The sequence below is a fragment of the Pseudomonas sp. GT1P32 genome (genome assembly GCF_054897805.1).
Window position 1 is genome coordinate 2,408,876 of record NZ_CM142704.1, and the last position, 26,193, is coordinate 2,435,068.

At 58.4% G+C, this 26,193-nt stretch carries 31 protein-coding genes; 3 read left to right on the top strand and 28 right to left on the bottom strand.

The window, feature by feature from the left end:
• Positions 1-5 precede the first annotated feature (5 nt).
• Genes ACYZUC_RS10950 through ACYZUC_RS10960 form a run of 3 tightly spaced genes read right to left on the bottom strand, consistent with a single transcriptional unit; the run spans position 6 to position 2,520 of the window.
• Positions 6-755 (bottom strand): class I SAM-dependent methyltransferase, encoded by a 750-nt coding sequence (locus tag ACYZUC_RS10950; RefSeq protein ID WP_461995648.1) that lies wholly within the window; start codon positions 753-755, stop codon positions 6-8.
• Positions 752-1,333, bottom strand: coding sequence for an adenylyl-sulfate kinase (locus ACYZUC_RS10955; protein ID WP_461995649.1), 582 nt, complete (start codon positions 1,331-1,333; stop codon positions 752-754). The genes ACYZUC_RS10950 and ACYZUC_RS10955 overlap by 4 nt, the downstream gene beginning before the upstream one ends.
• Positions 1,330-2,520, bottom strand: a complete 1,191-nt coding sequence (locus tag ACYZUC_RS10960; RefSeq protein WP_461995651.1) for a hypothetical protein — start codon at positions 2,518-2,520, stop codon at positions 1,330-1,332. Before ACYZUC_RS10960 ends, ACYZUC_RS10955 begins: the two co-directional genes overlap by 4 nt.
• Before the next feature lie 1,728 nt (positions 2,521-4,248).
• Between ACYZUC_RS10960 and ACYZUC_RS10965 the strand changes: the two genes are divergently transcribed.
• Entirely contained in the window at positions 4,249-5,697 is a 1,449-nt protein-coding gene (locus ACYZUC_RS10965; RefSeq protein ID WP_461995653.1) for a hypothetical protein, read from the top strand.
• Here the strand turns inward: ACYZUC_RS10965 and ACYZUC_RS10970 are convergent.
• The 25 genes from ACYZUC_RS10970 to ACYZUC_RS11090 form a co-directional block, all read right to left on the bottom strand.
• Positions 5,687-6,670 carry a hypothetical protein gene (locus ACYZUC_RS10970; protein ID WP_461995655.1) on the bottom strand — a complete coding sequence of 328 codons (984 nt, stop codon included), beginning with the start codon at positions 6,668-6,670 and terminating at the stop codon, positions 5,687-5,689. The genes ACYZUC_RS10965 and ACYZUC_RS10970 overlap by 11 nt on opposite strands.
• A complete protein-coding gene (locus tag ACYZUC_RS10975; protein WP_461995657.1) occupies positions 6,643-7,347 on the bottom strand; it encodes a hypothetical protein in 705 nt (234 codons plus the stop codon). Before ACYZUC_RS10975 ends, ACYZUC_RS10970 begins: the two co-directional genes overlap by 28 nt.
• A complete protein-coding gene (locus ACYZUC_RS10980; RefSeq protein ID WP_461995659.1) occupies positions 7,344-7,886 on the bottom strand; it encodes a baseplate complex protein in 543 nt (180 codons plus the stop codon). Before ACYZUC_RS10980 ends, ACYZUC_RS10975 begins: the two co-directional genes overlap by 4 nt.
• The gene (locus ACYZUC_RS10985) at positions 7,883-8,824 is read right to left on the bottom strand and encodes a hypothetical protein (protein ID WP_461995660.1); all 942 of its coding nucleotides are present in this window, start codon (positions 8,822-8,824) and stop codon (positions 7,883-7,885) included. The genes ACYZUC_RS10980 and ACYZUC_RS10985 overlap by 4 nt, the downstream gene beginning before the upstream one ends.
• The gene (locus tag ACYZUC_RS10990) at positions 8,806-9,492 is read right to left on the bottom strand and encodes a DUF4376 domain-containing protein (RefSeq protein WP_461995661.1); all 687 of its coding nucleotides are present in this window, start codon (positions 9,490-9,492) and stop codon (positions 8,806-8,808) included. Before ACYZUC_RS10990 ends, ACYZUC_RS10985 begins: the two co-directional genes overlap by 19 nt.
• 7 nt (positions 9,493-9,499) lie before the next feature.
• Positions 9,500-11,338, bottom strand: coding sequence for a phage tail-collar fiber domain-containing protein (locus ACYZUC_RS10995; protein WP_461995663.1), 1,839 nt, complete (start codon positions 11,336-11,338; stop codon positions 9,500-9,502).
• Positions 11,339-11,347: 9 nt separating this feature from the next.
• Positions 11,348-11,872, bottom strand: a complete 525-nt coding sequence (locus tag ACYZUC_RS11000) for a phage tail protein (protein WP_008042270.1) — start codon at positions 11,870-11,872, stop codon at positions 11,348-11,350.
• Entirely contained in the window at positions 11,865-13,040 is a 1,176-nt protein-coding gene (locus ACYZUC_RS11005; RefSeq protein ID WP_461995665.1) for a baseplate J/gp47 family protein, read from the bottom strand. The genes ACYZUC_RS11000 and ACYZUC_RS11005 overlap by 8 nt, the downstream gene beginning before the upstream one ends.
• Positions 13,037-13,354, bottom strand: coding sequence for a DUF2590 family protein (locus ACYZUC_RS11010; protein WP_461995666.1), 318 nt, complete (start codon positions 13,352-13,354; stop codon positions 13,037-13,039). The genes ACYZUC_RS11005 and ACYZUC_RS11010 overlap by 4 nt, the downstream gene beginning before the upstream one ends.
• Complete coding sequence (locus ACYZUC_RS11015) at positions 13,351-15,336, bottom strand: phage tail tape measure protein (protein ID WP_461995667.1); 1,986 nt, start codon at positions 15,334-15,336, stop codon at positions 13,351-13,353. The genes ACYZUC_RS11010 and ACYZUC_RS11015 overlap by 4 nt, the downstream gene beginning before the upstream one ends.
• 6 nt (positions 15,337-15,342) lie before the next feature.
• Positions 15,343-15,486 carry a DUF6890 family protein gene (locus ACYZUC_RS11020; protein ID WP_154401798.1) on the bottom strand — a complete coding sequence of 48 codons (144 nt, stop codon included), beginning with the start codon at positions 15,484-15,486 and terminating at the stop codon, positions 15,343-15,345.
• 20 nt (positions 15,487-15,506) lie between these two features.
• Positions 15,507-15,794 carry a putative phage tail assembly chaperone gene (locus ACYZUC_RS11025; RefSeq protein WP_461995668.1) on the bottom strand — a complete coding sequence of 96 codons (288 nt, stop codon included), beginning with the start codon at positions 15,792-15,794 and terminating at the stop codon, positions 15,507-15,509.
• Positions 15,791-16,060, bottom strand: coding sequence for a hypothetical protein (locus ACYZUC_RS11030; RefSeq protein WP_008042257.1), 270 nt, complete (start codon positions 16,058-16,060; stop codon positions 15,791-15,793). Before ACYZUC_RS11030 ends, ACYZUC_RS11025 begins: the two co-directional genes overlap by 4 nt.
• Before the next feature lies 1 nt (position 16,061).
• Positions 16,062-16,424, bottom strand: coding sequence for a DUF1353 domain-containing protein (locus ACYZUC_RS11035; protein WP_461995669.1), 363 nt, complete (start codon positions 16,422-16,424; stop codon positions 16,062-16,064).
• Positions 16,414-16,644, bottom strand: coding sequence for a hypothetical protein (locus tag ACYZUC_RS11040; protein ID WP_461995670.1), 231 nt, complete (start codon positions 16,642-16,644; stop codon positions 16,414-16,416). The genes ACYZUC_RS11035 and ACYZUC_RS11040 overlap by 11 nt, the downstream gene beginning before the upstream one ends.
• Complete coding sequence (locus tag ACYZUC_RS11045) at positions 16,645-17,037, bottom strand: D-Ala-D-Ala carboxypeptidase family metallohydrolase (protein ID WP_461995672.1); 393 nt, start codon at positions 17,035-17,037, stop codon at positions 16,645-16,647.
• Positions 17,034-17,246 carry a TraR/DksA C4-type zinc finger protein gene (locus tag ACYZUC_RS11050; RefSeq protein ID WP_461995674.1) on the bottom strand — a complete coding sequence of 71 codons (213 nt, stop codon included), beginning with the start codon at positions 17,244-17,246 and terminating at the stop codon, positions 17,034-17,036. Before ACYZUC_RS11050 ends, ACYZUC_RS11045 begins: the two co-directional genes overlap by 4 nt.
• Positions 17,246-17,695, bottom strand: a complete 450-nt coding sequence (locus ACYZUC_RS11055; RefSeq protein WP_461995676.1) for a phage protein — start codon at positions 17,693-17,695, stop codon at positions 17,246-17,248. Before ACYZUC_RS11055 ends, ACYZUC_RS11050 begins: the two co-directional genes overlap by 1 nt.
• A gap of 6 nt (positions 17,696-17,701) precedes the next feature.
• Complete coding sequence (locus ACYZUC_RS11060) at positions 17,702-18,817, bottom strand: DUF2586 domain-containing protein (RefSeq protein WP_461995678.1); 1,116 nt, start codon at positions 18,815-18,817, stop codon at positions 17,702-17,704.
• An 11-nt stretch (positions 18,818-18,828) separates the two neighbouring features.
• Positions 18,829-19,509 carry a phage virion morphogenesis protein gene (locus ACYZUC_RS11065; protein ID WP_461995680.1) on the bottom strand — a complete coding sequence of 227 codons (681 nt, stop codon included), beginning with the start codon at positions 19,507-19,509 and terminating at the stop codon, positions 18,829-18,831.
• The gene (locus ACYZUC_RS11070) at positions 19,499-19,942 is read right to left on the bottom strand and encodes a phage tail protein (RefSeq protein WP_461995682.1); all 444 of its coding nucleotides are present in this window, start codon (positions 19,940-19,942) and stop codon (positions 19,499-19,501) included. Before ACYZUC_RS11070 ends, ACYZUC_RS11065 begins: the two co-directional genes overlap by 11 nt.
• A complete protein-coding gene (locus ACYZUC_RS11075) occupies positions 19,939-20,400 on the bottom strand; it encodes a head completion/stabilization protein (RefSeq protein WP_461996700.1) in 462 nt (153 codons plus the stop codon). Before ACYZUC_RS11075 ends, ACYZUC_RS11070 begins: the two co-directional genes overlap by 4 nt.
• A 97-nt stretch (positions 20,401-20,497) precedes the next feature.
• Positions 20,498-21,223: a phage terminase small subunit gene (gene gpM / locus ACYZUC_RS11080; RefSeq protein ID WP_461995684.1), complete on the bottom strand. Its 726-nt coding sequence runs from the start codon at positions 21,221-21,223 to the stop codon at positions 20,498-20,500.
• Entirely contained in the window at positions 21,220-22,239 is a 1,020-nt protein-coding gene (locus tag ACYZUC_RS11085) for a phage major capsid protein, P2 family (RefSeq protein WP_461995686.1), read from the bottom strand. The genes gpM and ACYZUC_RS11085 overlap by 4 nt, the downstream gene beginning before the upstream one ends.
• Position 22,240: 1 nt before the next feature.
• On the bottom strand, positions 22,241-23,161 hold the full coding sequence (locus ACYZUC_RS11090; RefSeq protein WP_461995688.1) for a GPO family capsid scaffolding protein: 921 nt from the start codon (positions 23,159-23,161) through the stop codon (positions 22,241-22,243).
• A gap of 162 nt (positions 23,162-23,323) precedes the next feature.
• Here ACYZUC_RS11090 and ACYZUC_RS11095 point away from each other — a divergent pair, with 162 nt between their 5' ends.
• Together ACYZUC_RS11095 and ACYZUC_RS11100 are read left to right on the top strand one after the other, a co-directional pair.
• Positions 23,324-25,381, top strand: a complete 2,058-nt coding sequence (locus tag ACYZUC_RS11095) for a terminase large subunit domain-containing protein (protein ID WP_461995690.1) — start codon at positions 23,324-23,326, stop codon at positions 25,379-25,381.
• Complete coding sequence (locus ACYZUC_RS11100) at positions 25,320-26,162, top strand: phage portal protein (RefSeq protein WP_461996701.1); 843 nt, start codon at positions 25,320-25,322, stop codon at positions 26,160-26,162. The genes ACYZUC_RS11095 and ACYZUC_RS11100 overlap by 62 nt, the downstream gene beginning before the upstream one ends.
• The last annotated feature ends 31 nt before the right edge of the window (positions 26,163-26,193 follow it).

The following is a 26,193-nucleotide window of genomic DNA, read 5'->3' on the forward strand; positions in this document are numbered from 1 at the left end:
CAGGATTATCTCAGCTGAGCAACCCAGATGTTGGTTGAGTACGGAATCTGGATCGAGGCAGTCCCCAGGCCTTTCAAATAGTCATCGATTGCACTAATCACCTCATGGAAATTCGCACCGGCCTGACGCTCAAGCGTTGCGTGAGAACGCCACGCCTCCAGACACTCTTCAATGGTTTGCTCGTGAATGACACGCGCATCAAGATGAACAACAGGACCGAATAGCGCACTGGCATCAATCACTGCCGTTTGATCTTCACGACGAGTACCGTAGCCGTAACCCTGAACCCGTTCTTTAATGATCGCTTCAATTCGGGCCTGGACAGGATCATCAAGATGACGATGATTCCACATACAGGCGAACCAGCCCCGCGGCTTGAGAATGCGCGCGGTTTCCTTGAGAGCCTGCTCACGGTCACAGACATTGAAGGAACTGCCGAAAGTGACCATGTCGAAAGCTTGCGACTGCTGCCCTGTTACTTCGCCTGTCCCTTCATGCCAACTGACATTAGTCAGGTCCGAGGTACGCTTGATGCCATTCGCGCGCATCGCATCATTAGGTTCCACCGCAACAACGTCCAGGCCTCGCGCAGCCAACATTAAGGTCAGGTGCGCAACCCCGGCTCCAACGTCGCAGAACTTGTCGCCTTTCTCGGCGCCTGCAATCGAAAGCATCGCATCGATCGCAGCATCGGCGTAGTCAGGACGCTTCAAGTAAGCGTCAGCCAATGTGGTGTAATCCCATTCCGTTTTCATACCAATTTCCTTTTATAAAAATGGTGCAGTAAGTCATCAGTCAACATAGATAGGGGGCGGTGGGGGTCGAACTCCACCACCCAGTCCGCCGCGCCCGGTTCATCAATCGACAAATCGAGCCCCGCGACGTTGTGCAACTCGCCCGCATCGAACCGGCGATAGATACCCTTGGGATCCCGACGGCGAAGTTCCTCCACCGGCACCTTCAAAAAGATTTCGAAATAACCAGGCAGGTGGGCACGGTTCCACGCATGAACTTCGCGGAACAGCGAAATCGTGGCGATCACCACCGTGAACCCCTGCGCCGCTATGACCCTGCATAAATGAGCGTATTGCATGGCCAACGCCAACCGCCCTTCACGCCCATGGTTTTGCGCATTGGCCGCACTTGCGCCAAACACATCACGCAGTTCATCGCCATCCAGCATGACAACCGGATGACCATCCTTTCTAAGCCTGGCAACAAACTCATGGGCCAGCGTTGATTTACCGGCACCCGACAAACCGGTAATCCACACGACCTCGCCGATAGAGTTATTCATATCAACACTGGGAGTCTGGAAGTTACTCACGATCATTGCAGCGCTCTTTCAGGATTGCTGATGAAATTGTCGTGAGCGCCCCCAAAAGAGTCGATCACACAGTAACGAAAACGGGACTCATGTCGGTTTTCAACCAATTCAAGAAACACCTCATCCGGATGATGAAGCCCGCCATACTCTGAGTCGTAGAACTTCTTATAAATGGAGTACTTTTGCTCTGAGGTAAGCAGTTTAAATCCAAGCACCATATCCTTAAGCTCATCGCCATTTTTAGCGATCGGCAACAAGCCCTCCATTTGTTCCAGCCAGGCTTTGACGATTGGACTGCTATCGTGACCCACTGGAACATAATAAATGGGCAGCTTGCACGTATTCAGCATAAAGGACACGCCACCACTGGAGGCATCAGTGATGATCGTGTCACATATCCGATAGAAGTCTTTACTGCTGCCTTTAGTATCGTCAATTGAAACCCATGGATACTGGGCAAGTTGCTCACACAGCTCTTTTACATAGGGACGTTCAAAATCCGTCATATACGGTCGAAAAATAATCTTCGCATGAGGAATCTGGGACTTCACCGAATTAATGACCACTTCCATGTTTTCAAACAGAGAAGCGCCACTCGGGCAAATACCTATCTGGGTAGGCAGAAGGCCAACAACATACTCCTCGGACATGCACCGAAACTCAGGGGGAGCACTGAACACTTCGGGGATTTTGATTGGCAGTACGGATACTGCGCTAGTGTTGCGAAGGTCCGTACGCGATCGGTCCGGCTCAAGCTCCAGACGCAAGGCGACTCTGTCCCGCCTGAAGTAGTACATGCCTGTTTTAATCAAATCAAAAAGCGATCTGGAGGAGGAAACAATTGCATCCCAATAGGATGTCCAGCCGGAACAGTAGTAAACATCCGCGAGGGGCATCCCTACATTGCCATGCGCAATAAAAATGGTGAAATTTGATTCATCAAGTAACTTCCCGATAGAAGCATCGTTCGAGATAACTACTTGTGATTTCAGTTTTCCAATATCATCCAGCCCTACCTCTTCAACTGGACAGCCTAGAAACTGTTCCGCTTCAAACTTGCTGATACCGACAATATTTGTCTGAAGCACAATGCAGCTGTAGTGATTGCGAAGTGCATTTAGCGCTGGCAGCAAGTACTCAAGATAGGTTTTTCCGCCATTATTGACGTTACTGATCAAATAAACGCTTTGCATATAAAACGCGCACCTTCAAAGCTGTCCCAGGCAAGCCAGGCTCAGGCCAAGTAAACGCACAGAAAAGGGGGAAAGCATTTGATCCTGCCTAAGTGCATATCCCTTTCGCACGTGTACATCCTTGTTGTTAAGCGAATCAGACTAAAGTCGTATTAATTTTCGTTGAAAATCAATGATAAGGCTTTGATCCTGGTCACATAAACGGCGCCAATATATCATACGCTGGCAAATTGACACCCCACCAGGCGAGCATTTTTTACCCTTGTCGCGGCCAACGTGCTGCCTCGAAATCCAGACACCCAGAAACCACAAAACCCCTGACTTCTTTCGAAATCAGGGGTTCTGGTTACATCGAATTTGGCGGTGAAGGAGAGATTCGAAACTACCCGTTCTCGATTTTCGGAACAACGCCCCACGGTTTATAAGGGCTGCAGCCTGGTGGTGCGCGCAGGATCTGTCCCATGGCAGTCCCATGGCTAAATGCACCAAGTTGCAGAAAACGGTCACAACAGGCGTTTTGAGCGATTTATGTTGAGGGATGGGAAAAAGGTAATTTTGGTAATGAGCTGTGAAAAACCGGATAAAACCTAATAAATTCAGGTAGTAGACATGGTTTTATAGAGGTAATAATAAGGTAACTAGATGGTTAGAAAATTACTTTCATTGCGAGTAATGCCAGTGAGCTGCCAAACCCAATAAAATGGGGACTTGAACAAAATATTACCCCTCCCCTTACCTGAAATTACCCTCTGAGGTAATAGGCGAAAGCCACGAGCTATAAGGGCTCCAGCCCGTTTTGATCCCTCGCTTACTAAAATTACCCTTTTCCCGCCCCACGTCTGAAAAATGGCTGTGCGCCATCCGTTTTTGTGTTTTTTTCGCGTTTTCTAAATCGGCACTAATAGCCACGCAATTTGTGGTGAAGCTGTGCAATGCCGCAGAACACAGGAAAACCGCATGGGCTGGGCCTCACAGCTGTTTTTCTATTGGGTTGGACAGTGACTAATTCGCACCTGGTGCGAACGGTTCCAAAAACGAAAACTCCGTCTGCAGCTGGTTTTCGCAGACGTAGCTCCTGTAAACCGGGCGTCTCACTCCCCAGACCAATTTGCCGCCGTCCCATAACGCAGTGCAAGGCCGCTGCACTTCTTCGCAAAACCTTGCACTCCGTGCAATTGCGAAACAGCCCACAGCCCCCGCAGCGGGCCTAGGCGGAGCCACCGTTTGCACCCCACCCCGCTTTGCACAAAAAAGGGACGTAAAGCCCGTCGGCGGGAGGGGGATAAGTGATTTCTCGGCCGATTATTTTTGGGGCTAGCACATCTTTCCCCTGTCAACCTATCTGCGCCTCATCGGACATTTGTTGCCTGTCAGCGCCACTCGACATTCGGTCTATTTATACAGCACTGATTGAGTGGTAAGGAGTAGCCGATGCGCACCAAGAGTTCAGGATCATTGAAGACAAATGCGATTGTGCGGTGGGAGGTAATGCTGCGGGATGAGGACGCACTGCTCGCATTTGGATGGAATGGCCGTGACCGGGCTCGTCCTCAATGGAATTGAGTACATTGATAGCTGCGCGAACGCTCAATCATGGTGGTGTCGATTGGACTGAATCGTAGAGCTTCTAGCCATCATCAAGCGATAATCTGTGTTTTATCAAACACATTTTTGGTAGATTAATTTTTACTTTCCGCCCGTACGCCAGTGCATTCATAAGGGATTATAATGACCGAGTTCATGTATAGATTTAGACCAGTAGGACGGCTACTGGGTGACGACATCAACATTGGCGAGCTAGACGGACAATACATTTATTTCGCGTCACCAGAACAATTAAATGATCCGCTTGAAGGATACCGCGAGATATTTTTCTATGGCGATAAAATAATTTGGAGAAATCTAATAAAGCATTATCTCAGATGCTTGATAGATAGTTGCTTTCATTTCCTAAACGCCAAACAGGGAGACCCCCTAATTAAGCAGTCTGATGTATTTGCCTCTGCTACTTCTTCCTCCGAAAAATTAAACAATCTCAACGAAAGCATTTTCGAGAAACTGACATCAGAGCCTTGCATCAATGAATTCATTTCGAAAATCGCTGTAGACAGAAAAGCAAAACGTGGGGAGATGCTCGCCTACATACAAATACTGCACTATTACTTCATAGATATCATACTTGAATCTTTCTATACTCACGGCGTAGTAACCCAGCGTTTAAATTACTTCACCGCTGATCGAAATCAGATACTTGAATACATCAAAACGGCCTCGTTGACAATCGTCCCCGGGGGACATCTAACATCAGAGCAAGAGGCCGAGTTTCAGACGTCCTCCCGACGCAATGCTGATCGATTACTATGGACTAGATATAAAATCGACCACACTGGACGCGAGCACTGGTTTTTTTTGTTATTCGAGTACCCTGAAATATTTTGCAGAGATATAGAGCGACTAATATATCCCAGTTGGTATACGGCATGCTTTATGACCTCGTGCTCTGACTCTTCAATATGGGGAAGCTACGGCGGATACCACAAAGATGTTTGCCTTAAATTCAAGACTAAAAAAGATGGAAGCGGCACCTCTTTAACGCTAAGCGCCCCAAATGGCGAGGACAAAAATGGCAAAACTTGGGGACCGGTAGAATTTAACTTCCATGAGGTTTCATATGGAAAACAGTTTGTTGAGATTGATTTTTTCAGATCATTAGGCCAACTTCCTACCCCAACATTGATAAAATCATGGTTCATGGGAGACAACAAAGTAATCAGCACCTGTGCCAAGGACATGTTTAAGGATGAAAAAAAGTGGCGAGCCGATTACTGGAATAGATTTTATAGCTCGGTGACAGTCAAACTTAGGGCATGGGACCGAGAGAAAGAATTCCGTCTGATACAAACATCCTCAACCGGAGATCTAGAGTGCGATGAACATAGAAAACTTCGCTACGACTTCAATTCATTAGAGGGGATTATTTTTGGAATAAATACCTCTATGGAAAACAAGTTAGAGATAATAAAAAAAATTGAATCCCTTTGTACGAAATTTGGACGTAGCGAATTTAATTTTTACCAATCTCGCTATGATCACGAGTCAAGCGAAATAATATATGAGAAGCTTGAATTCATATGCACTGGATTAAAAGATTCCATCTCAGACAAAACTAACTCATAAGCGTTACCGACTTCAAACTCACGGACAGCGCCAAGGCTTGACCCGCCTTGGTCGTAAACTCTTTCGCATCAGTCGGATTAGGCATTGGGCCTGGAACATGAGTGTGCACCGCCAATTGAGTATTCATCTGCTGCAGCAGATCGAGCATGTCACACACCACTTGAAACAGGTTTACATCGCTGGACCCGACCCAGTTTTTCGGCGCCTGCAATTGCTGGCTGACCCCGGCCACGCTTTTGCGCAGGCCCTGAATCCGTTCCTGCATATCGCCACCCACCGTGGCATTGTGTTTCTGCCCGACCACCAGGTTCAGGTCACGACCAGTAGCCTGGTGCAGATCGTCCACCGCCGCCAGACTTGCGGATCCGCCCGACAGCAGCTTGAGCGCGCCCAGCGCCTCGATTGTCTTGATGCCCCCCACTGACTCGGTAGAATGGTCGTCCACCGTCCTGGTGTGATTCTGGAAGCTCTCGTTGTTGTCCAGGGCTTCGATTTCGCGCTCGATCGCCTTGTCCTGAATCTTGCCGTCAGTCTGGCGGAACCAGTTGCCATCGGCGTCGACGCGCTGCTGGCAGGCCTCGCTGTGCTGCCACACCTGGTCGCCTTTCGGTACCCGGGGCAGGCTCAGGCCATGGGGCAGGATCTGGGTGATAAAGGGCTTGCTGGGCAGACCATAGGCGAAGCTGACCACCACGGTGGTGCCCTCCTCCGGAAAGCCAAACATGCCCGCTTCCTGCCCCCCCATCGGCGCCGGCAACGGCAGACCAGATAGAATCGGCAGGTCTGGATCCGGCTCGCCATCCGGCAACAGGACTTCAACGTCGACACCGAAGCGCGGCCGGAAGTCATCGCACAGCCCGGGGGCCGCTGGCGCATCCGGCACCGCGACAACACGACCAAAGCGCGGCAGGTGGTAGCCGCCGCTCAACTCGGGAAATTGGCGCACTACACTGCGCCGGATTGCGTCGTCCATTTGATCGCCATTTGATTGCCGGCAAGGGTCACACTGGTGATCCGCTCGCCCTGGTTGATGGTTGCACCTGGTCGAAGCCCGGGGAGGGGCGCGATCATGGCGCTCTGATTGCCCTGGTAGCCATCGAACAGTTCGACGGGCAACTGCAGTGCAGGGCGGGTACCAAAAAAACTGTCGGCCCAACTGCCCACGAACACCTCGCCGTCGCCCTGTTGCTGCCAGATAAAGTCGGGGATGCTGAACACGCTGGACAGGCTGTCCATGGCCAAATAGCCGGCTGCCAGGCTGTAGAAGAACGGCGCCTTAACCTTGGCATAGGCCTTGTCCGGAACCCGGAACCTCAGCCCGGTCTTATCACTGATCTCGGCCAACACGGCCTGCAGGTCGACGTGCCGCAAGTTCAGCGGCAGGGGGTTGGCCAGGATCGAGGCCAGTTCACGACAGGCCACCAGTTGCTGAGTGCTATTGGCAGCCGTCGAGCGTTCGACATAGCCCAGGAAGTGGCGCTGCAACATGCGCTCGTTGTAGCCGATATCCAGCGTCACCAGCCCTTTCAGCGTCTGCCCGGCCTGCACCGTGAACGTCGCCCGGCCGGGACTTTTGATGTCCAGGCGCACTTCGTCCTTGATCAGCGGGTAGGCCTGGCCGGCGATCGTCAAAACCTTGTGTAGTTTCATGTTGCCGGCGCCAGGTAGTCGTCCAGTTTCTTGAGGGTCTTTTCAAAGCCGCTCAACTCCTGACCGCTGCCGGACTCGCCGGCGGCGCCCGATCCACCCACCGCCTGGCCGGGTGCGGACTGCGAGCTGACGCCATTGGAAGCGCGCCGCGCCTCGACCTTCTCGGGGTTCGAAGCCTTTTCCGACAGGGTGAACTGCACCAGCCACGCGGCCAGCGTGTCGTCCTCCCGGGCGCTGACGCCGTCCGAAAACTGCACCTCACGGATGCCGAACGCCGCAGCGGTATCGTTGACGATTCGGTACATTTTCAACTGGCCACCGCCGGCCGTGGCTTCAGCCAAGCGCATGATCGTGCGCAACTGCACCAGGTCGACAAAAGGGATCATCAGCGACACCGCCAGGGTTTTGGGCTTGAAGCCCTTGTGCGCGGTCTGGGTGTTGCTGGTCTGCCCGGACATGTCGTCGCTCTCGATCCGCAGGTTAGCGGTGATCTTCATCTTCTTGCCCAGGACCTGTTCGCCGTCGAGTAGTAGGGTCATAGGCCGACCAACTCCCGGACAAAGCTCAAGCCCTCGAGCGATCCCACCAGCAGCACGCCGGCAGAAAGCACCCATTCGTGCCCCGGGGCGTCGCCCTCGAGCAGCGATCGGCGCAGTTCGTTGACGTCACCAGGACCGATCAGCCGCGCGCGCATACTGCCGTCAGCCGCTCCGCCGGCGAGTAACGCCTTGAGGTCATTCAGCTGTTGATCACGGCCCTGCTGCTGGGCTGCCTTGCGGGTTGCCAGTGCGGCGAGATCCCCCATCGGCGAGCTGTCGGCCGCGTAGCTCTCCAACATCGCCAGTTGACCGGACATCGATTGCTTGGCGGCCTTGACCACGGTGCAGCGCTCGAGCGGCAGTGATTGCCAGCGCGGCAACGGGCCAGAACTGGGGATCACCCACTTTTCCGTTTCCAGCGTCGACAGGTGTTGTGCTCGTCGTTCAGCCCGCACTAGGTCAGGAATCGGCAGCAACGCATTGAAGCGTGACAACGTGCCGGCCCACTGGGCGAAATTCGTGCCCAGGAACAGCAGCGACAGCGCGTATTGCGGTCCGGTTGGACGACCGGAGTCGGTGCCGTCAGTCAGTTTGCTGGCCAGCTGCTGCAGCAGGTTCGGTGCCGACAGGAAACGCTGATTTCCGCGGCCCTGGCCAATGCCGCTTTGAAACGGGGTCACCACCAGGCAGGCCGGCGCCTCGCCCATCTGCTGGCTCATTGCGGCACGGCCGGCGGCAATCGCACCTTTTGCCGCATCACCGACCGGCCCCGGGTTGGTGCTGGTCATGCCGTCGAGGCTCGCCAGGCGCAAAGCGGTACTGGCCAGCTCGCCGCCGGCCAGCTCCTTGGCCGCGCCCAACCCATCCATCCATTGCGTGGCCTGCTCAGGCCAGCACATGGTCACCGGTGCCCAGCCCGTCACGTCAGCGACTCCCATCTGATTGCTTCCAGGGCGTCCACGTCGTTGGCGGCCAGTCCCTGGTCGAGTTGCTGCTTGAGCGCATTGGCGCGCTGCAGCAGCTGCAGCTTGAACAAGGTGAAGTCGTCACCAACGCGACGCAGTTGGGTGAAGGTGTGGGGCCTGAACTCCTTTACACCCTGTTCATCACGGCAGGCATATGGGCTGTCCAGACCGGCCAAAATCACACCGGTGAGGTTCAGTTGGTCGTCCAACTCGCTGCTGTATTGATGAGGTTTACCAAGTGACGATGACCAGAAACCGCCAGTGATAGCGACCATGCAAGCGTTGTTGATCTCGATCACCTTTGTCGCGTGCAAGGATGTTTGATCGTTAATCCAACCACCGTCTTGCCAGTGATGCGTTGGCGAGGGTTTCGGAGTCGCTGTGTACCCGTCAGGCAATGGTCCGAGGTCGGAATGATGTTCGGCTTCGCCGGTTTCCGTGCGATACACAGGCCCGCGATGATCCTCCAGCTGATGAGCCTCGCCGTCGACCAGCACCCACACATGGTCGGGCTCTGGAGCGGGCAGCGCTGTTTCGAATGGAACAATGTTGCTGGGCAAATACGAGCCCATACCTGGAACACCACGAAGCACCACAGGGCCAAACAGGACACCGACGTCGTCGAATTGATAATTAGTCATAGATACCTCAAATCATTTTGATTCGGCCGGGGTAGGCCAGGTTGCGTGGGTACGCTTCGCTGCCGCCTTCTAAGCTGACAGCGCCATTGACCAAGGGAGTGCCGATGACAACGTTGCCGAAAGCGACCAGGGCATTGGACCCGGAGCTCAGATTCAAGCCGAGTCCCTGTCGTGCGGCGTGTTGGTGTTCCTTGTTCTGGCTCAGTTTTGAGCTGCCCGCGACTCGAGCTATATCGATGCCTCGGTTTTCATCCCAAATGCGCAGGAACTCACCGCGCCCTTCTGGTCCTCGAAACGTCTGCATGCCATCACCGGCTGTCCAGCAGCCTTCTTTGCCTGCGCGTGTCGCTTCGGTCGCGAGCATTCCCGATTGCTGGGCGTGATCCCATAGCCATGGCCATTCCGCCCGAAGGATCAACGGACCGTCCAAGGCACCGTAGCCACCCGGGTTGAACAACGTGGTGGTCTCGAACACTGGACGCCCCAAGGGCGTCGCATCGAGTCGTCCAATCGGCCACCAACTGCCCGCGCCGTCACTGCGGAAATGCCACCAGTCACCCGCCCCCATCAGCACCACGAATCCATAGCCGTCAGCCTTGAGGTGCGTATGAAACTTGATTTTGTCGCTGCCGTTGGCCTGGACGACCAAGCGGTTGGTGGTGTTGTCAGCCCGACGAATAATGAAATCGACCACCCCCAGCGCTGCATCTGATTTTGGCAACGTGAACGCTCGGTTCGCCAGGCTGGCATCGACGACAACTAGGCCTCGTTCCGCCGCTGTGAGTACCTTGTCTTCAGCAAAACTGGAGACATGCATCTGAATGGATTTCCACAGGCTGGCCACGGCTTTGGACGAAGCCAGCGATTCGCTGTCTTCGAGGGTAAAACTGTCGCTCTTGGCGTTGGGCAAATTGCCCAGGTCCACGTCGTCTTTGGTAGTCGCCCTTGCACGCAGATTCGGATAGTCACCGGTGCGAGCGGCAAAGTGGCCCACTAGCGGTCCATCAATGGGCTCGACCGGACGCCGGTCGATGATGGTGTTGGCATTGGTCAGATCGGCGATGGCCACGCAGTAGTGCTTCACGCCGGCGCTGTCGGTGTAGTCCGGGCGAGCGGCAGCGAACACCACTTGCCAGCTGGCCACCACATCGCTCAATTCGCGCTGCAGTGCGACATCGAGCCAGGCTGTCGTCGGAAACGCCGGCGACACGATCGGCAACACCACCGAACGCTCCAGCCGAATACCCTCCACGTAAGCGGTGCCAGTTTTAACCTGATAAACACCACCGACCTTTTCCACCTGCAGCGAGCTGCCGAAGAAACAGGCCCGCCCGAACACGTCGCGGTTGCTCAGGCGTTCACGCTCATCGATGCCGGCCAGGCGTACGGTGAAGTCATGCTGCCAAGTGCTGGCATCGATCGTGATACCGGTCAGCGCCTGGGCGCCGTCAAAGGCCACCAGGAAGTTACGGGTCAGGTTGTTGCCGATCTGCAGCGGCGGAATGTTGCGGCGTTTGATCTGCAGCGGCACATAGGCCACTGCAATCAAGGTGCCTTCGGCGGACTCGAGGCCAATCCAATTGAAATCCCAGTCGCCGACGTCGGAGCCGATCTGCGAGCTGTACACCACCTGGTTGGGGTTCACGTAGCCGGCGTTGCCGTCGGGGATGTCGTAGACGTGGACGATCTGCCCTGCGGCCGGCTTCGGCGCTGCGCGATCAACCGGGCCATTCGGATCAAGGCCGGGCACGCTGGCGAAAATGAATCGCACCACATCAAGGCCCTGCTGGGCGGCGTGTTTCTGCGCGATCAGGCTTTCACCCGCAAGGGTAATGCTGGCTCCCATGGGGGGCTCCTACAGGCTGGCAACCAGTGTTTGCTGGTCGTCGTTGAAGTCGACCAGGGCCACCCGAAGATTCACGGGGGTCAGGGTCACAAAGTCATAGCGGCGGCACGTGCGGCCGTATTGCTGAATCAACACACGCAGCAGCTCGGGGTTTTTCGACAGCTGCGAATCGGAGAAACGCAGCAGCACCACGTCCCAATCCCGGTCGGGCATACGCTCCTCGATCTCGACGTAACCGACGCCGAGTCGCTGCAGAATGCGTTTCATGCCGGCGGTGCTGCCGGCGTCTACCGAATTGATGAAGGCGTGCTTTACGCGCAGGCGGTAAAGCGCTTCGGGTTCGCCCTTGAAGCGGGTGATGTCGCGTTGCCAGGCCAGCAGGTCGAGCATGGTCAGGTGACAGGTGTCGGCGTCCATCTGCAGCAAAGGCCAGCGCAGCCAACCCTCAACCTTTTCCCACCAGCTCTGGGCGGCGTCCTTGAGTTTGGTCAGCTCGGTGCCGGCCAGCCAGAATTTGAGATCGAGCTTAATCATGGAGCAGCACCTGCAGACTCTGGATCCGGGGGATGTTCAGCTCGGACACGATGTCGGCATTGGCGAAGTGCAGCGACTCGATGCCGGCGAATTGCTGGTGCAGCTCCTCACCCAGCCGGCTGAACGAAAACCGCGACTGGGGAAAGGTCAGGGTCGGTTGGTAGTCGCGCACGGTGCTCTCGCGAAACGCGGCGCGGATGAACTGGGCCGCGTCTTCCTCAAGGGCCTGGCGCTGCTCGGCGGTCAGGGTCGTACGGGGCCAGATCTCGATGCTCAGCGCATGCAGGGTTTCCGGCATCACCATCACCAGCAAATCATCGCCGTGGCCATGGTTGCCCAGGTCACGGATGTGCGCGTTGATTTGCGCCAGGTACGTCGCCGCCGGTACACCCGCATCGAACAGCACAAAGGCGTTGGCACTGCCCGGCCCACGTGGTGCGCCGTGCTCGAAATACACACCATCCGGACGCACACCCTGGAAGGCGGAAATCATCGCCCGATACACGGCGTCGGTGTGCCATTGGTTGACCGCCGAAAACTGATTACGTCCGCGCAGGCGCAGCTCGTCGTTGGGTTCCTTGTCCGCCCCGGGCGTGGTCAACCAGCCATCGGCGTTGGCCACCTGGGCAATACCGGGGATTGGCACTGACAACACGGCGTAATACCCCGGCGCCAGGTTAAACCCGCTGCCGACATCCATCGCTTCGACCGGGATCTGCAACTGCATCACACCATCGGTGAAGGTGCCGACCGCCGTCGTCACCAGCTGGTACACGTGGCCATTGATCGCGGCCGACTGCACCATCGTGCCCTTGGCGACCTCGAGGGCACCGCCGGCGGCCACGCGGGTGAACAGTAAGAATCCCTTGGCCTTTGTTGCGCCCTTGCGCTCGACGTTCACGCCCCAGACCAGCATATCCAGCCAGGCGTCCACGGCGGTTTTGACAAAGAAGTTCGGCAGCACCGTGGCCACAAAGAACTCCAGAATCCACAGCACCGGTTTTGTGACCAGGGCGGTGACCACCCGCCAGAACGGCGAATAGGCGCTGGTGTTGCTCAGCTTGCTGCCCTGTGCGGCGACTTCGGTTTCCCAGGCCTGACGCAGGCCGGCCTCAGTGGTCGGGATGCCGGCGTCAGCCAAGGCCTGCTTGAAATCTACGTCGCTCACAACGTTACCTCGATCGTGCCGAATTTCAGGGTGGTGGCCGTGACCAGGTACTGACCTGGCTCCAGTTGGGTGATCAAAGCCGTGCCCGGTACCAGGCGTTCGTCCGCCTCCACGAGCAGCTCCATTTGTTGGATACAGTCGCGTTGCCTGAGCCGATCGCGCTCGGCAACCAGAGTCACCAGCAGGCCGCTGTCGCGGATCATGTGAGCGATGTCCTGGGCGATGCTGCCCCGGTCATCGATGAGTTGCGGCTGGCGGGATAGATCCAGCACCAGGTCGTTGTCCTGGATCAGCAGGTCGATGTATTCGCTCATCCGGGCACCGCCATGCTCATCATGTTTTCCATCTCCAGCTGAGTCATAGGCTTGCTGTTGTGGATCTCAACTTTCTCCACGTGCGTGCCTCTGTTCTGGCTGCTGTTGTTGTTCTGAATGCTGGTCAGCAGGCCGCCCTGGGGCACGGCGTTGGGGCGCGCCGGCGACAGGCTTGGAATGGCCGCATTGATGTTGTCCCGGGCTTTCTGCGCCGCTGCAGAACCGTCCACGGTGTTGACGCCAATGTCGGTGCCGGGCACTTCGGGCATGGCGCCGAACTTGGTCTCGATGTCGACGCCGGGGATCTTGTTCAGCATCTCGATCAGGCTGTTGATCGACGTGTGGAAGATCGCGACGATGCCATCCCATGCAGCCTTGGCCATGCCGCTCCAGCCGCCCATGGACGTGAACCAATCCGACAACGCAGTCAGTTGATCGCTGATCCACTTGAAGGCCTCGGTGTCCATCAGCGCGGACGTCCAGTCGTCCCAGTAGTAGATGGCGACGGCGACCAGCGCGACCAGGGCAGCAATCCCCATCACGATGACGCCGATCGGGTTGGCGGTCAGGGCAACGTTGACCAACCAGATCGCTCCCTGCCACAGCAGCATGGCCGTGCGAATGATCCCCATCGTCGTGTACAGCAGCGTGAGGCCAGCCACGTACACCGCGATGACAGCCACCTGCAGGAGGAAGCCGGCGACAGCGCGCAGGTTGAGCAGCTGTACCACTTTCCACACGGTCACGATGGCCGTCCAAGCCATGCGGCCGGCGCCGACGGCAAAGGTCAGCAGGGACATGGCCGCAATGAGCGCAAAGATCGTCAGCGTGACAATGCCGATCACGCGGGTGATGTTCGGGAACATCTGGGTCCAGCGGGTCATGGTGCCGGCGATGCCGGAAAGCTTGGCCATCAGCGGCGTCAGGATCGGGATCAGCGCCTGGCCAAAGGCAATGCGCAGCGCTTCGACAGCCGCCGCGAACTGCTGCCACGGGTCGACCATGGCCTTGGCCATGTTCTCGGCGTCCTCGAGGCCGCGCACCTTGCCCAGCTTGTCCATGCCGTTGCGTAGGCGATCGGTGTCCTTAGCCAGGGAAGTGATGACCTGAGCCCCTTCCCCGCCGAACGCCTCCATCAACTTGGTGGCAGCCGACGCGCTGGTCAGGTCGCCCAGCTTGCCCTGCAGCTTTTCCATGATTTGCAGCATGGGCAGGGCCTTGCCGTTTGAGTCGGTGAACTTCATACCCATCTTTTCGGAAGCGGCACCGAGGTTCTCGAAGAACGCTTTGTAGCGCCCGCCGGCATCGCCTCCCTCCATGGTGCTGCTCAGCGAGCCGATCACCGCGAACTGCTCGGCGATATCCACGCCGGCGGCGGTGGCGATCGAGCCCACTTCCTTGAAAGCGTCCTTGAGCTGGGCACCGTCGGTGCGGAACAGCTGCACCGCCAGCGCGGTCTGGCCACCGAGTTTTTCAACCCACTCAGTTTTGCCCATGGCATCAGCCTGGCCCTTGAACAGGTTGTACATGGTGCCGACGTACTGCCCCATGGTGTCGGCGTCGGACTTGGTGGCCTTGGCCAACAGGTTGCTGGTGTTGGTGAAAGTAGCCAACTGACTGCCGGTCAGGCCCTTGATGGCGCCCTCGATCGTGTACGCCGATGCGACAAAATCCCTCGCGTTCTCACCGTAGGCCACCGAGAATTCCAGGGATTTTTGATTGAGCGCCTGCAGGGCGTCCTCGGCCACGCCCAAGGATTTGACCTCGCCCAGGGCGCGGTTCATCTCCAGAGCAGGCTGCAGCGATTCGTTGATGGCGACAAAGCCGCCGGTGACGCCCGCCAAGCCCATACCCATGGTCTTGATGTTCTTTTCGCTTTGCTCGGTCAGCTCGGAAAAGCCCATTTTCACCTTGCCCAGCGGTGCAGTGACCTTGTCGGTCAGGGCCAGGATGAAATCCAGGCGGGCGCTACGGTCAGCCATGTGGTGCTATCCATTCAAGGCGTGGGCTATGCCGTTGGCCACGGCGAATTCCATGCGCTTCCAGTGTTCGTCTTCCAGCCACTTGGCCGTGCCCATGTTTTCAATGCTGGGCTCGGCACCGGGTAGCCATCGGTTGGTCAGGGCCAGCAACTGGCCCAGGCCGTCTTCGCTTAGGCGGTCAGCGTGCTCGAGGGCTTTTTTACGATGATCTCGACGTCAGGGGCGTACTCCTCGAGGAGCGCGCCAGCGATCTGCATCGTCATCACCGGGTTTTCCAGCAGCAGGCGCAGGTCGGCCTTCTGGGCCGACAGCACGGTACTGCTCAGCAGGTTGAAGGACGGTGCGACCTTGTTGTTGGCGGTCATGGCGTTGAAGTACTTGGTCACGTCCTGGGGCGACAGGGTGAAAGCAAACTCTTTGGCGCCGACTTCCAGGGTGATTTCGCGGGATTGGGTCATGGTCTGGTTCTCTGATTAAGGTTGTTGAAATAGGTGTCGAGGCACTGCTCGAGGCGCTTCTCAAATCGCGCCTCCAGCTTCTCCAGGGCTTTGTCGAACGATTCCATTCGCCCGTTGTGCGTGGCTATCTCGATGCGCAGCTCCAGGTGCTCACGGCGGGCCGCACTGACCTGCTTGAAAAGGAACACCTGGAAGCCCACCACGCCGGTCAACACCAGCTCGGTCAGCATCAGCAGCACGCTGATAGCCATCGCGGAAAGTTCCATGTCATGCGCTCCAGTTGCCACGGCCGCCGATCCGGACGGCGATGTACATCAGCCAGGCCAGAGGCTTGGACATACCCTCCTCGAGCAGGGCGTCGTAAAACACCTGGTCGGCCTCGGCCTTGGTGAATCGGTCGGTGGCGTTGGTGTAAATGAAGTCATGCACCACCGATGGCCGGCGGGCGCATTCATCGTCACGTGGGATCAACCACCAGACCGGACGGGGTACGCTGGCCAGGTCAGTGCGGTAGCACTGCGGCACCGTCACCCACTGGTTGCTGGCGGTCAGGTACATCAGCGGCTGAACCAATTGCCATTGCTTGGTGCCCATTACAGCCTTTACGACCAGGGAGGTTTTAAAGGGCATCGGCGGCGCACTCCACGCGGATTTTGTTGGGGGCCGCGCTTTCGTCGATGATCTGACGGAACGTGTCACGCAGTTCTGCAGGCGACAGGCAATACGCACCGGCCACGGTGCCCACGTAGTCCGCGTAAGTGCTTTCGAAGTAATCGGCAACGCTGTCCATCTGGTTGCCCGCCAATGCAGCGAGCACCCCAATAACTGCCACCACTCGCGTACGGTGCATTCAGTAGCTCCAGATCGCAGGGCTGGGGAATCGGCCACCGGCCGGCGCCATGCCCAGGTGAAGAAAACGAACGTTTCCACGCTGGCTGATCCCAAATCGGGTGAACTTGAGGTTCATCGCCAGGCGCAGGATCTCCACGGCGTCAGCGCCACGGCAGGCCACGTCGACGGCCAGTCCGGTGCAGTGTTCACCTGGTGCAGGCTTGTTCACTTCCACCGGGTGCTTCGGGCAGCGGTAGGCACTGCTCAGCGCCATCGGCCGGCCGAACTGCTGACGCAGGGTCACCAGCTCGGTCATGAAGGCCGGATCCATCTCGGCGCCGGTGCTGTTGCATTTGCCGCACTTGCAGCGCAGTTCAGCCGCGGCGAAGTGCGGCCAGGTGATAAGGCTCATCGGCGTTGTCCTTGCTCGGAAAGAGACTCGCAGGGCGTGCAGCGGACTTTTCCGCCCAGGGCACGGCGCTTCTCGGGAATCGTTTTTTCACAGTCCAGGCAGTGGGTCCGGCTGGGCCCGATCGGACGCGCTCGGGCGAGCTGGGCTGCGATCGCCTGGTCACGCTGGCGTTGTTCCAGCGCCTGGGCACGGTCGAACGGGCACACCATCAGCGCAGGCCCTCGATCTCTGCAGCGGCCAGGTACGGCACGCCGTTGACGCGGATAAAGTCCGGGCTGGTGACGTCGAACGGCACCTTGTGCTTGGTCTTTTCGCCGCCCTTAGGATCGACACTCAGCAGGCTGGATACCTTCAACTTGCAGCCGAAGGCCTCGATACGCAGCTCTTCGTCACCTGCTTTAGCGAAGAACATAGAGTCAAAGGGCTCCAACTGGCGGAAGCTGCCGGCGGTGCGGGCGGCCTCGATCAGCAGGTTGAAGTTGCTGGTGTCGAATTCAAATTCGCCGCTGCACGACACGTCGCCGTCGACATGCCCATTGGGCACGCCCCGGGATTGCGCCACGGCAGTGTTGTCGGTGACATCCAGGGTGCAGCTTTCGACATGGATCTGCAGATCACCCAGGTTGATGTCGAAGTTTTTACCGCCAATACGGGACATAGGGGGTTACTCCGAATCGTCGTTGGAAAGATCCAGGGCGATGTTCGCCGTGAGGTCTTTCGGGCAATTGAGGGGTTTGATCTTGATGTACACCTCGACCTTGGTTTTGGTGTGCCACACCAGGACGATGTCGCCGTCTTTGGGAGACTCGATCTCGCCCGGGAACACCTGGCCGGCGAACTTTGCGGACTTGGCCATGACACGCAGCGGCTTCATGAACGCGCTGACGGCGGCCGCCATGCTGTTGGGCGTGTTGTTCAGGCGTCGGTCACCTACGCGCTGAATCAGCAGCGGGCGCACCTGGCGGGCGGCCTTGTCGGCCAAGCGCAGGTGTTCGACCACCTGGAAGTCGCTCGCCGGCGCATCCAGCATGTTGCCGTCGCCCCAGAACACGCCCGGGTAATCCGCATATGTCTGAGAGACAGAGAAACGAGCCGTGTCGAGTTCCGATCGGATGGCCGATGGCAGCGGCACGCCGTCCTTGTCTTTGGGCGCGGGGCCCAGCCCCAACACAGCACCGCTGGCCACACGCATTGGGGTGTCGGCAATGCTGACGGCCGCATTGGCAAGACGCCCTGCGAGAACGCCCTGGTCATTGCCATGCAGTTGCGGCACGACCAGGACTCGCGGCGCAGCCAAGTCCTTGGTGATTGCCTTTTGCTCAGTGAGGTATTCGGGCCAGGTCTGCTGGGCAGCGATGCCGACGGAGCTGGCCATGACGAACAGGCGGCGCCCGTAGGTGTTGTTGATGGCAATTGCAGCGTCGTGCATCACGGAGAGCTCCGCTCCAGCGGTCACCGGTTTGGTGATCACCGCTGCTTCGACGGAGAAGCCCTGTTGCTGGGCCATTTCGAGAGCATCGGCCCACTCACCGTCGGCAGCGATCGGAGCGGCCAGACACGCCCAGCGATCGCCGCCATTAGCCTTGGCTGCGATGACCTGAGTTTTCAGGTCACTGGGCGGGACACCCAGCATCACGTCCAGGTCGCTGTCAGTGTTCAAAGGAATCAGGCTGCCGACGCTTTTTGCGCCGGGGCCGATGAAAAGGAAATAGCGCTCGATCTCGGTCACGGCTCCCTGGCCGAGGTTGAGATTGTTTACGCTGACTTTGCCAAGTGCCATGCAGTGCCTCGTTAGCGGGGAGAGTTGAGGATTTGTTGCAGCACCTGGTTAACCAGCAGGCTGGTGTCCCGGTCGGTGCTGACGCCGAGGAACTGGCGCTTGGGCAGGGTGATTTCCCAGCTTTGTGCGCCCGTGCCCTCGGCTTTTTCGTCGGACAGGATGCGAATCAGCAGCCCGGCCTTGGCGTAGTTCACGTGTTCTTGAATCCACGCTACGGACGGCCGTGTAAGGCTCTTTTTGCCCGCCTGGCGCACCTTGAAGCCCAGTCGACGCAAGCGCTTGGCCTGCTTGTCGGTCGCGGCTAAGCCTTCCGGCACCCGGTTCCAACGGCGCATCTGCGCGGCGGTTCGGCGCTCCGAAGTACCGTTGTGCTGCTGCGCGGCGACCCAACTGGTCAAGCCGTTGCGCCAGCCCAATGTCGCGCTGTCAGCGGTCAGGGCGGTGACCTGGAGCAACTTGCCCAGGCCGGCCTCCATCTTCTTTTTGCCCTTGCCGTCGCCCTTGCGGGCTTCGAACGGCGAGCCGTCCAGGTTCTGCTGATCACGGATCCGCTTGCGTCCCATGGTCCGGATCCGCTTGCTGACGTTGTTGAGCAGGCGACGGCGCAGTTGCGGCGGCAGGCTCAGCAAAGCCAACTGCTCGCGCACACCGAGGTAGCCCCGGGTATCGAGTTCGAAGGTGCTACGCGCCACGGTTCAGCACCTCGCCCTGCTCGGCGGTCCACAGATCGAACGGCACCAGGCCCCATGTCTTGCCATGGGCTACGATCGAGCCGTTGGGATCCTCGGCCATGTGTTGGGCTTCGACGAATTCGAGGGTCAGCTCGACGTCGGCCAAATCTTTGTCCAGGGGTTCGATCGCGAACCTCGGCGCGGGCAGATCGTCGCGATCGTCGTCGTTGTCCTCCAGCCAACTACCAACCAGAGCCATCAACAACGCCGGGTTAGCGCCAAAACGCTCCAGCACAATGACGGCGCTGTAACTCATGTCGCCCAGGTGCATGCCGTTGATGCTGGGTTTCCAGATCAAGTCCAGGTTGACCTGCTCGGGCCAGCTGTCGACCTGCTCAGCGAGCACCAGTCGGGTGTCGATCAGGTACTTGGTCAAGGCGCGGAGTTTGATCACAGGAGCGCCGCCGTAATGCGGCCACGGCCCTGCAGCGAGCGGACGGCCTGCTGGCTGAACTCAAGGAAGGTTTCCTTGCGCTCCGGTGCTTCCTTGCCCAGGTTCTCGGCGCTTTCACGACGGACGACCGAGGCAAACTCCGGGAGCAAGTTGGCTTTGGCGCGGCAATACACAGCGCGCTTGTACGTCTCCGCTTGAAAGGTGCGCTCCGGCAGAACGGTGGTGTCTGCAGACTCAACGCTTGACACTCCAGCGTCCTGCCAGCTCGCTTTTAACTTGGCCAGGTCGCGATTGACCTCGACCATTGCAGTGGTCAGGTTAGTGACCAGCATCTCAACCAGGTGCTCCGCCGGCAGGCGGTAAGCCTTCTGGAATTCAGCCAGCGAGAGGTTCGGCCAGAAGCCGTCGTTCTCGATCGCTTTTTCCACAAAGGTGGTGGGGTTCCCGGAAAAGCTCATTGCTGGCCACTCAAATAGGGCGGGGAGCCTGTTTTCAGTGGGACGGTCCATAAATGGGCGGCTCACTTCCACAGGTCCCCGCTGGGGGGGTAGTCGGTTATTCGGAGGCTGGGTTAGCAGCCGCTTGTTTTTCCAAGGCCCTGCGGACCTCTTTGATGCGTGTGTTGTTTCCGGCCTGGGCGTACAGCTCGGTCGAGCGTTCCAAGTGCTTCAGAGCGACGTCCCACTGCTTCGCCTCTATGGCGCGCAGGCCGATCAACTTGTGGTACTTGCTCGGGATCTGCTCCGTCAGGTCCCATTCGCCGTCCACGCGCGGCAGCAGGTCGGACAGATACGGCTCCGGGCTGCGGGTGGCGTTGTATTCGGCGTAAGCCCAGTCGATGACGGCATCCGCGACAAAGGTCTGGATGTCTCGGCGCTTGAAGCGCTCCGGCATCTGCTGGCCCTGCTCGATCAGAAAATCCGCCAGTTCCAGGGCGTCATCGAACTGGGCGGTGTCGAACAGCCAGACCATCACCTGCACCACTACGCGGTTTGGGAAGTTCAGCCCCGATTCGCAGTAGCGCTGGACGTAGTCCTGATACTTGGGCAGCAGCTCTTCACGCTTGAGCGCCTGTTTGCTGGCCAGGTTCTTGAGCGCGCTCAGGCGCTCCAGATCCACATCCAGCGCCGCTTCCTGCAGCAACAGGTGCTTGCGCGCATTGGCGGGGCTGCTCAGGGCCTCCGCCGGCGAGTAAGGCAGAGCTGCGGAGACGGCGGCCGCCACAACGGCGGCGCCTCCCAGGGCGATGGTGCGGCGCTTGTGCGCAAGGGCCAGACTCACGCGATCAGCTCCACGTTTTCGGTCATGGCGAACTTCTCCAACTGCTCGATCACATAACCTTCGTTGCGGCTGTTGTAGTCCTCGACGCGGGAACGCTTGGGGTTGTCGATGGTTTGCTTGCGCCAGCTGGATTCCTGGAAGTAGATCGACAGGTTGTCCCAACTGGTAACCACCACGCCGTTGACCGGGAAGAACGGCACGCTAAAGCTCGGCAGGCCGCCGTAAGTGGCGATGACCTGGGCTTCTTCGATGCGCTCTTTTTCGGTCGGGGTATCGCCCTGCTTCGAATACAGCTTCGCCTTGTCAGCGGCCAGCAGGTCGGTGCCGATGATCGCGATCAGGTCGCCGGCATCGCGCAGACGCTCGTCCACCAGTTGCTTGGTGTCATGCACCAGGGCATCAAGGTTGGCGTAGTCGCCACCGGCGCCGAGGGTGACTTTGCCCGCAACTTTGCCTTCCTTGAGGACCTGGGCCGGGATCTGCTCACGGGCCTGTTGCAGCCAGCCTTTGTTGACGTCCTGCAGCATCGGGTATTGCTCGATGTCGGTCTGCGGGGCAGCGTGGGTGCCGTGGAAGCCGACCATGATGCGGTCCAGGGCAATCTGTTTCTGAACGGCAGCGGAGTACTTCTGATGGAAGTCCGGGAACTTAGCCCATGCGTCGATCTTGGCGTAGGGCAAGCCCACATCGGACTCGGTGGAAGACAGCTCGTAGGTGTCCTGATCCAGCGAGGACGCATCTTTGGCTTCGCGATCGGTGGTCTTGGTGTTGGTGCGGCCAGAGACCGGACCCGACACACCCAGAAAGACTTTCTGGCCCTTGATCTCGTTGACCGGAATGACGTTGATACGCTGCAGGAAGTCGGACTTGGCCGTGATGGCTTCGTTCAGCTCCTGGGCAATGGTCGGATCGACGCTGAACATCTTGGTGGCCAGGTCGACGCCGTAGCCTTCCGCGATGGCGAGTTGCAGCTCCGCGAACATTTGGGCGCCGAAGGCGCTCAGGGAGTAGGACATGTTAGAGCACCCGCTTTTTGACGGTGGTTACCGGGCCGGGATTGCGCGGCAGTTGGCGACCAGTCGGGGTGTTCTGCAGTGCGGAAAATTGCTTCTGCAGTGCGTCCAGTTTCGCCAGGACGGCTTGGTTACCCTTGCCATTGCGGCGGAATTCGCGCTCTGCCTCGGCGGTGGCCACGATGTCGTCAACAGCCGTGCTGACATCGTCGATCAGGTCCTGATCGGGTTCGGGTGCATCTGCGGCGGCAGGCTCAATCACGGCTTGGAGGCCGGCAGCGACAACCAGTAGCTGCGCCACCAGGGCTGTCAAAGCCGTTGCTGTAGCTTCATCCATTGGGGGTTTGCTCTCTGTTTGGGGTGGAGTGGTTTCGGTGGGCAGCACTTCCGTGGCGAAACGTTTGAAAAAGCCGGTCAGGGCATTGATCAATCCGGTTTCGGCGGTGTTTGGGCTGTCGTCCTGCAGGCGGCCGAGTTCGACCGAGGCGGCGTAATAGGAAGCGCGGTTGTTCTTGTGCGTGAAGTAGAGTTCCTGGGTGCCGACGCTGGCGGGCTGGTCAGTAACACCCAAACCAGTCAGGTAGGCTTTGCCCTTGCCACGGAAGTCCGGGGTGATTTCGATGCTGCTGAACAGCTTTTGGCCCTGGTCGTTCAGGTACAGCAAGCGGTCGTTGGGCTTCAATTGCGCTTCCAGCGCAACTTCACCCGGCTCCAGATCTTCGGCTTCTTCCACCAGGCGCACGGCGTAAACCGTGCCGTGGGAGCCAGGCCAGCGTTCGTGATCGCACCAGATCACGGCCGTGTAAAAGGACGGCTTGTAGGTTTCAGCGATATCGCGCAGTTCCTGGGGAAGGATCACTCGACCATCAACGGTGGCGCCGCTGGTGGCGACACGTTTCCAGAACGAAACAAGGGAACGGGGCATGGGTTTAACTGCGCTCAATCGGTGATTTGAGCCGCCAAGATATGGAGCCAAACGCCCTCTAACAAACGGTTCAATTGCGCGTTTCTCCTAGATTCACGATCTAGGTGAAACGCGGAATTTAACCCCGCGTTTCCAGCGTTTTCGCCGCATAGACTGCGGCCCATGTACTACTCGACCGAAGTTAAAGAAGCCGCCAAACGTCTGTTTCTGCGCCGCTGTAAGGCCAAGGAAATTCAGGCGCAACTCAACCTGCCCAACATCCGGATCGTCTACTACTGGATCCGCCAGGGTGGCTGGGAAGACATGCTGTCGGATGAGGAACCGCTGACCGCCGTCGGCCGGCGCATCACCCTGCTCCTGGACAAGGTCGGCAGTTTGTCGAAGGACGATCTGAACGAGCTGGACCGGCTCACCGCCGTGCGCGAACGACTGCTCAAGCAAGCAGCCAAACCGGTGCCGGCGCCGGCAACGTTTGGTGATGACCAGGGCGAGCCCCAAGAGCCTCGCCAGCGCTCGCGTGGCGAACGCTCCGGCCGTGGCGAGGGTAGCGGCAGGAAGCGGGAGAAGAAGGCCAAGAACGACATCAGCGGCCTGACCGAGGTCGACTTCCTGGATAAGTTCATCAGCAAGATGTACCGCTATCAGCAGGAGTTGTTCGCGGCGAAGCAAAACCCGCTGACATGCCGGATCCGAAACATCCTCAAAAGCCGCCAGGTGGGCCTGACCTACTACTTTGCCGGCGAAGCGTTTATGGACGCGGTACTAAGCGGGGATAACCAGGTGTTCCTGTCGGCCAGCCGATCGCAGTCGGAGATCTTCCGCAGTTACATCATCCAGTTCGCCCAGCAGTGGTTCGGCATCGAGCTGACCGGCAACCCCATCACCCTGAGCAACGGCGCGGAACTGCGCTTCCTCAGCACCAACAGCAGCACCGCCCAGGGCTACCACGGGCACGTCTACGTCGACGAATATTTCTGGATCCGCGACTTCGAGAAACTGAGCACTGTGGCCAGCGCCATGGGCACCCACAAGAAGTGGCGTAAAACCTATTTTTCGACGCCCAGCGCCGTATCACACCAGGCGTACCCGTTCTGGTCTGGCGATGAATTCCGCAACAGCAAACGCGGCAAAAAGGCCGGCGGCACCTGGCCGATCGAAGCGACATACACCCAGGGCGCGCTGTGTCCGGACGGTCAGTGGCGCAAGACCATCACCATCCAAGACGCGATCGATGGCGGCTGCGACCTGTTCGACCTCGAGCAGCTGCAGCTGGAGTACGACGAAGACAAATTCCAGCAGCTGTTCTACTGCAAATTCATCGACAGCACGCAGAGCGCATTCAGCCTCAAGGACCTGGAACGCTGCTATTCCGACCTGTCGCTGTGGGAGGACTACAAGCCCGACGACGATCGGCCATTTGGCAACAGCCCGGTCTGGCTTGGCTACGACCCAAGCCGCACCCGCGACGACGCCACCTGCGTGGTCATCGCCCCGCCGCTGGAACCCGGGGCGAAATTCCGCATCCTGGAGAAACACAGCTGGCGAGGGCATTCGTTCACCTACCAGGCCGCCCAGGTCAAGAAGCTCACCGAGCGCTTCAACGTCCAGCACATCGGCATCGATGTCACCGGCGTGGGTTACGGCGTGTTCGACCTGGTGCGCGACTTCTACGCGAAGGCCACGCCGATCCACTACAGCCTCGAGGCCAAAAACGCCCTGGTGCTCAAGGCTCAAGACACGATTTCGGGCAGCCGCATCGAGTGGGAAGCCGGCTGGACCGACATCGCCCAGGCGTTCCTGACCATCAAGCGCGGCACCACCAACAGCGGCCAGGTCACCTACAGCGCTTCGCGCACCGACGCCACCGGCCACGCCGATATCGCCTGGGCGGTCATGCACGCCCTGGCCAATGAACCCTTAAACACCAACAAGCGGCGACGCAGCCGCTACGTCACGAGTGGAAACAATGCCCAAGCCTCGACACAAAAAACGCCAGGTCAACCAACAGGTGCGACAGCAACAGTCCATGCGGGCATTCACCTTCGGGGAGCCCGAGCAGGTGTTGTCGGGCAACATCGGAGAGTACGTGGGAGTGTTTCCCAGCGACGACGGCGAGATTTACAAGCCACCGGTGTCGCGCACCGGCCTGGCCAAGCTGCTGCGCGCCAATGCGCACCACGGCGCCATTCCGAAGTTCAAGCGCAACCTGTTGCTGCGTGAGTTCATCCCCTCGGCCGGCTGCAGCGCTCGGACCATGGGCTGCGCGGGCCTGGACTACATGGTGTTTGGCGATGCTTTCTTCTACCGCGACACCAACGCATTCGGCCAGGTCCTGGAGCTGCAGCACCTGCCGGCAATCAACATGCGGGTAAAAGTGAACGGCGGGTTCAGGATGCTGCTGCCGGACAACAAGTTCATGGACTTCGACCAGGGCGAGATCGAGCACGTCATGGACTACGACGTCGAGCAGACCATTTATGGCATCCCGGATTACCTGGGCGGCCTGCAGGCGCTGTTGCTCAACGAAGCCGCGACCCTGTTCCGCCGGCGCTACTACAGCAACGGCGCGCACGCCGGTTACATCTTCTATACCAACGATCCGGACTTGACCGAGGAGGACGAAGAAAACCTGCGCGCCCAGATCAGTGCCAGCAAGGGCGTGGGCAACTTCCGCTCGATGTTCGTCAACATTCCCAACGGCAAAGAGAACGCCATTCAGATCATCCCCGTGGGGGATTTTCAGGCCAAGGACGAGCTGGAGAAGGTCAAGAACATCACCCGCAACGACGTGATCGCCGCCTGGCGAATGAACCCTGCACTGGCCGGGATCATCCCGGAAAACAACGCCGGCTTTGGCGACATCGAGAAGATTGATCGCGTCTACACCAGCAACGAGATCCGACCGATCTGTCAGCTGTTTAACCAGGTCAACGACACCTTACGCAACGACAGGAGCATTAACTGGGTAGAGCCACCAAAGGCAGCCGATTCCACTGCATAAGGTTCTCAGCTAAGAGATTGCCACTACATAT

What these genes read in the sequence shown, in the direction of transcription:
- ACYZUC_RS11030 (WP_008042257.1), bottom strand. Translation starts at nt 16,060, where the DNA reads ATGGAACTTTCCGCGATGGCTATCAGCGTGCTGCTGATGCTGACCGAG.
- ACYZUC_RS11085 (WP_461995686.1), bottom strand. Translation starts at nt 22,239, where the DNA reads ATGTCCTACTCCCTGAGCGCCTTCGGCGCCCAAATGTTCGCGGAGCTG.
- ACYZUC_RS11025 (WP_461995668.1), bottom strand. Translation starts at nt 15,794, where the DNA reads ATGACCCAATCCCGCGAAATCACCCTGGAAGTCGGCGCCAAAGAGTTT.
- ACYZUC_RS10995 (WP_461995663.1), bottom strand. Translation starts at nt 11,338, where the DNA reads ATGGGAGCCAGCATTACCCTTGCGGGTGAAAGCCTGATCGCGCAGAAA.
- ACYZUC_RS10950 (WP_461995648.1), bottom strand. Translation starts at nt 755, where the DNA reads ATGAAAACGGAATGGGATTACACCACATTGGCTGACGCTTACTTGAAG.
- ACYZUC_RS10975 (WP_461995657.1), bottom strand. Translation starts at nt 7,347, where the DNA reads ATGAAACTACACAAGGTTTTGACGATCGCCGGCCAGGCCTACCCGCTG.
- ACYZUC_RS10985 (WP_461995660.1), bottom strand. Translation starts at nt 8,824, where the DNA reads ATGGGAGTCGCTGACGTGACGGGCTGGGCACCGGTGACCATGTGCTGG.
- ACYZUC_RS11060 (WP_461995678.1), bottom strand. Translation starts at nt 18,817, where the DNA reads ATGGCACTTGGCAAAGTCAGCGTAAACAATCTCAACCTCGGCCAGGGA.
- ACYZUC_RS11015 (WP_461995667.1), bottom strand. Translation starts at nt 15,336, where the DNA reads ATGGCTGACCGTAGCGCCCGCCTGGATTTCATCCTGGCCCTGACCGAC.
- ACYZUC_RS10960 (WP_461995651.1), bottom strand. Translation starts at nt 2,520, where the DNA reads ATGCAAAGCGTTTATTTGATCAGTAACGTCAATAATGGCGGAAAAACC.
- ACYZUC_RS11010 (WP_461995666.1), bottom strand. Translation starts at nt 13,354, where the DNA reads ATGAGCGAATACATCGACCTGCTGATCCAGGACAACGACCTGGTGCTG.
- ACYZUC_RS10990 (WP_461995661.1), bottom strand. Translation starts at nt 9,492, where the DNA reads ATGACTAATTATCAATTCGACGACGTCGGTGTCCTGTTTGGCCCTGTG.
- ACYZUC_RS11040 (WP_461995670.1), bottom strand. Translation starts at nt 16,644, where the DNA reads ATGCACCGTACGCGAGTGGTGGCAGTTATTGGGGTGCTCGCTGCATTG.
- ACYZUC_RS10955 (WP_461995649.1), bottom strand. Translation starts at nt 1,333, where the DNA reads ATGATCGTGAGTAACTTCCAGACTCCCAGTGTTGATATGAATAACTCT.
- ACYZUC_RS11050 (WP_461995674.1), bottom strand. Translation starts at nt 17,246, where the DNA reads ATGGTGTGCCCGTTCGACCGTGCCCAGGCGCTGGAACAACGCCAGCGT.
- ACYZUC_RS11090 (WP_461995688.1), bottom strand. Translation starts at nt 23,161, where the DNA reads ATGCCCCGTTCCCTTGTTTCGTTCTGGAAACGTGTCGCCACCAGCGGC.
- ACYZUC_RS11035 (WP_461995669.1), bottom strand. Translation starts at nt 16,424, where the DNA reads ATGCCCTTTAAAACCTCCCTGGTCGTAAAGGCTGTAATGGGCACCAAG.
- ACYZUC_RS11000 (WP_008042270.1), bottom strand. Translation starts at nt 11,872, where the DNA reads ATGATTAAGCTCGATCTCAAATTCTGGCTGGCCGGCACCGAGCTGACC.
- ACYZUC_RS10970 (WP_461995655.1), bottom strand. Translation starts at nt 6,670, where the DNA reads ATGGACGACGCAATCCGGCGCAGTGTAGTGCGCCAATTTCCCGAGTTG.
- ACYZUC_RS11075 (WP_461996700.1), bottom strand. Translation starts at nt 20,400, where the DNA reads ATGAGCTTTTCCGGGAACCCCACCACCTTTGTGGAAAAAGCGATCGAG.
- ACYZUC_RS10965 (WP_461995653.1), top strand. Translation starts at nt 4,249, where the DNA reads ATGACCGAGTTCATGTATAGATTTAGACCAGTAGGACGGCTACTGGGT.
- ACYZUC_RS11045 (WP_461995672.1), bottom strand. Translation starts at nt 17,037, where the DNA reads ATGAGCCTTATCACCTGGCCGCACTTCGCCGCGGCTGAACTGCGCTGC.
- ACYZUC_RS11095 (WP_461995690.1), top strand. Translation starts at nt 23,324, where the DNA reads ATGTACTACTCGACCGAAGTTAAAGAAGCCGCCAAACGTCTGTTTCTG.
- ACYZUC_RS11055 (WP_461995676.1), bottom strand. Translation starts at nt 17,695, where the DNA reads ATGTCCCGTATTGGCGGTAAAAACTTCGACATCAACCTGGGTGATCTG.
- ACYZUC_RS10980 (WP_461995659.1), bottom strand. Translation starts at nt 7,886, where the DNA reads ATGACCCTACTACTCGACGGCGAACAGGTCCTGGGCAAGAAGATGAAG.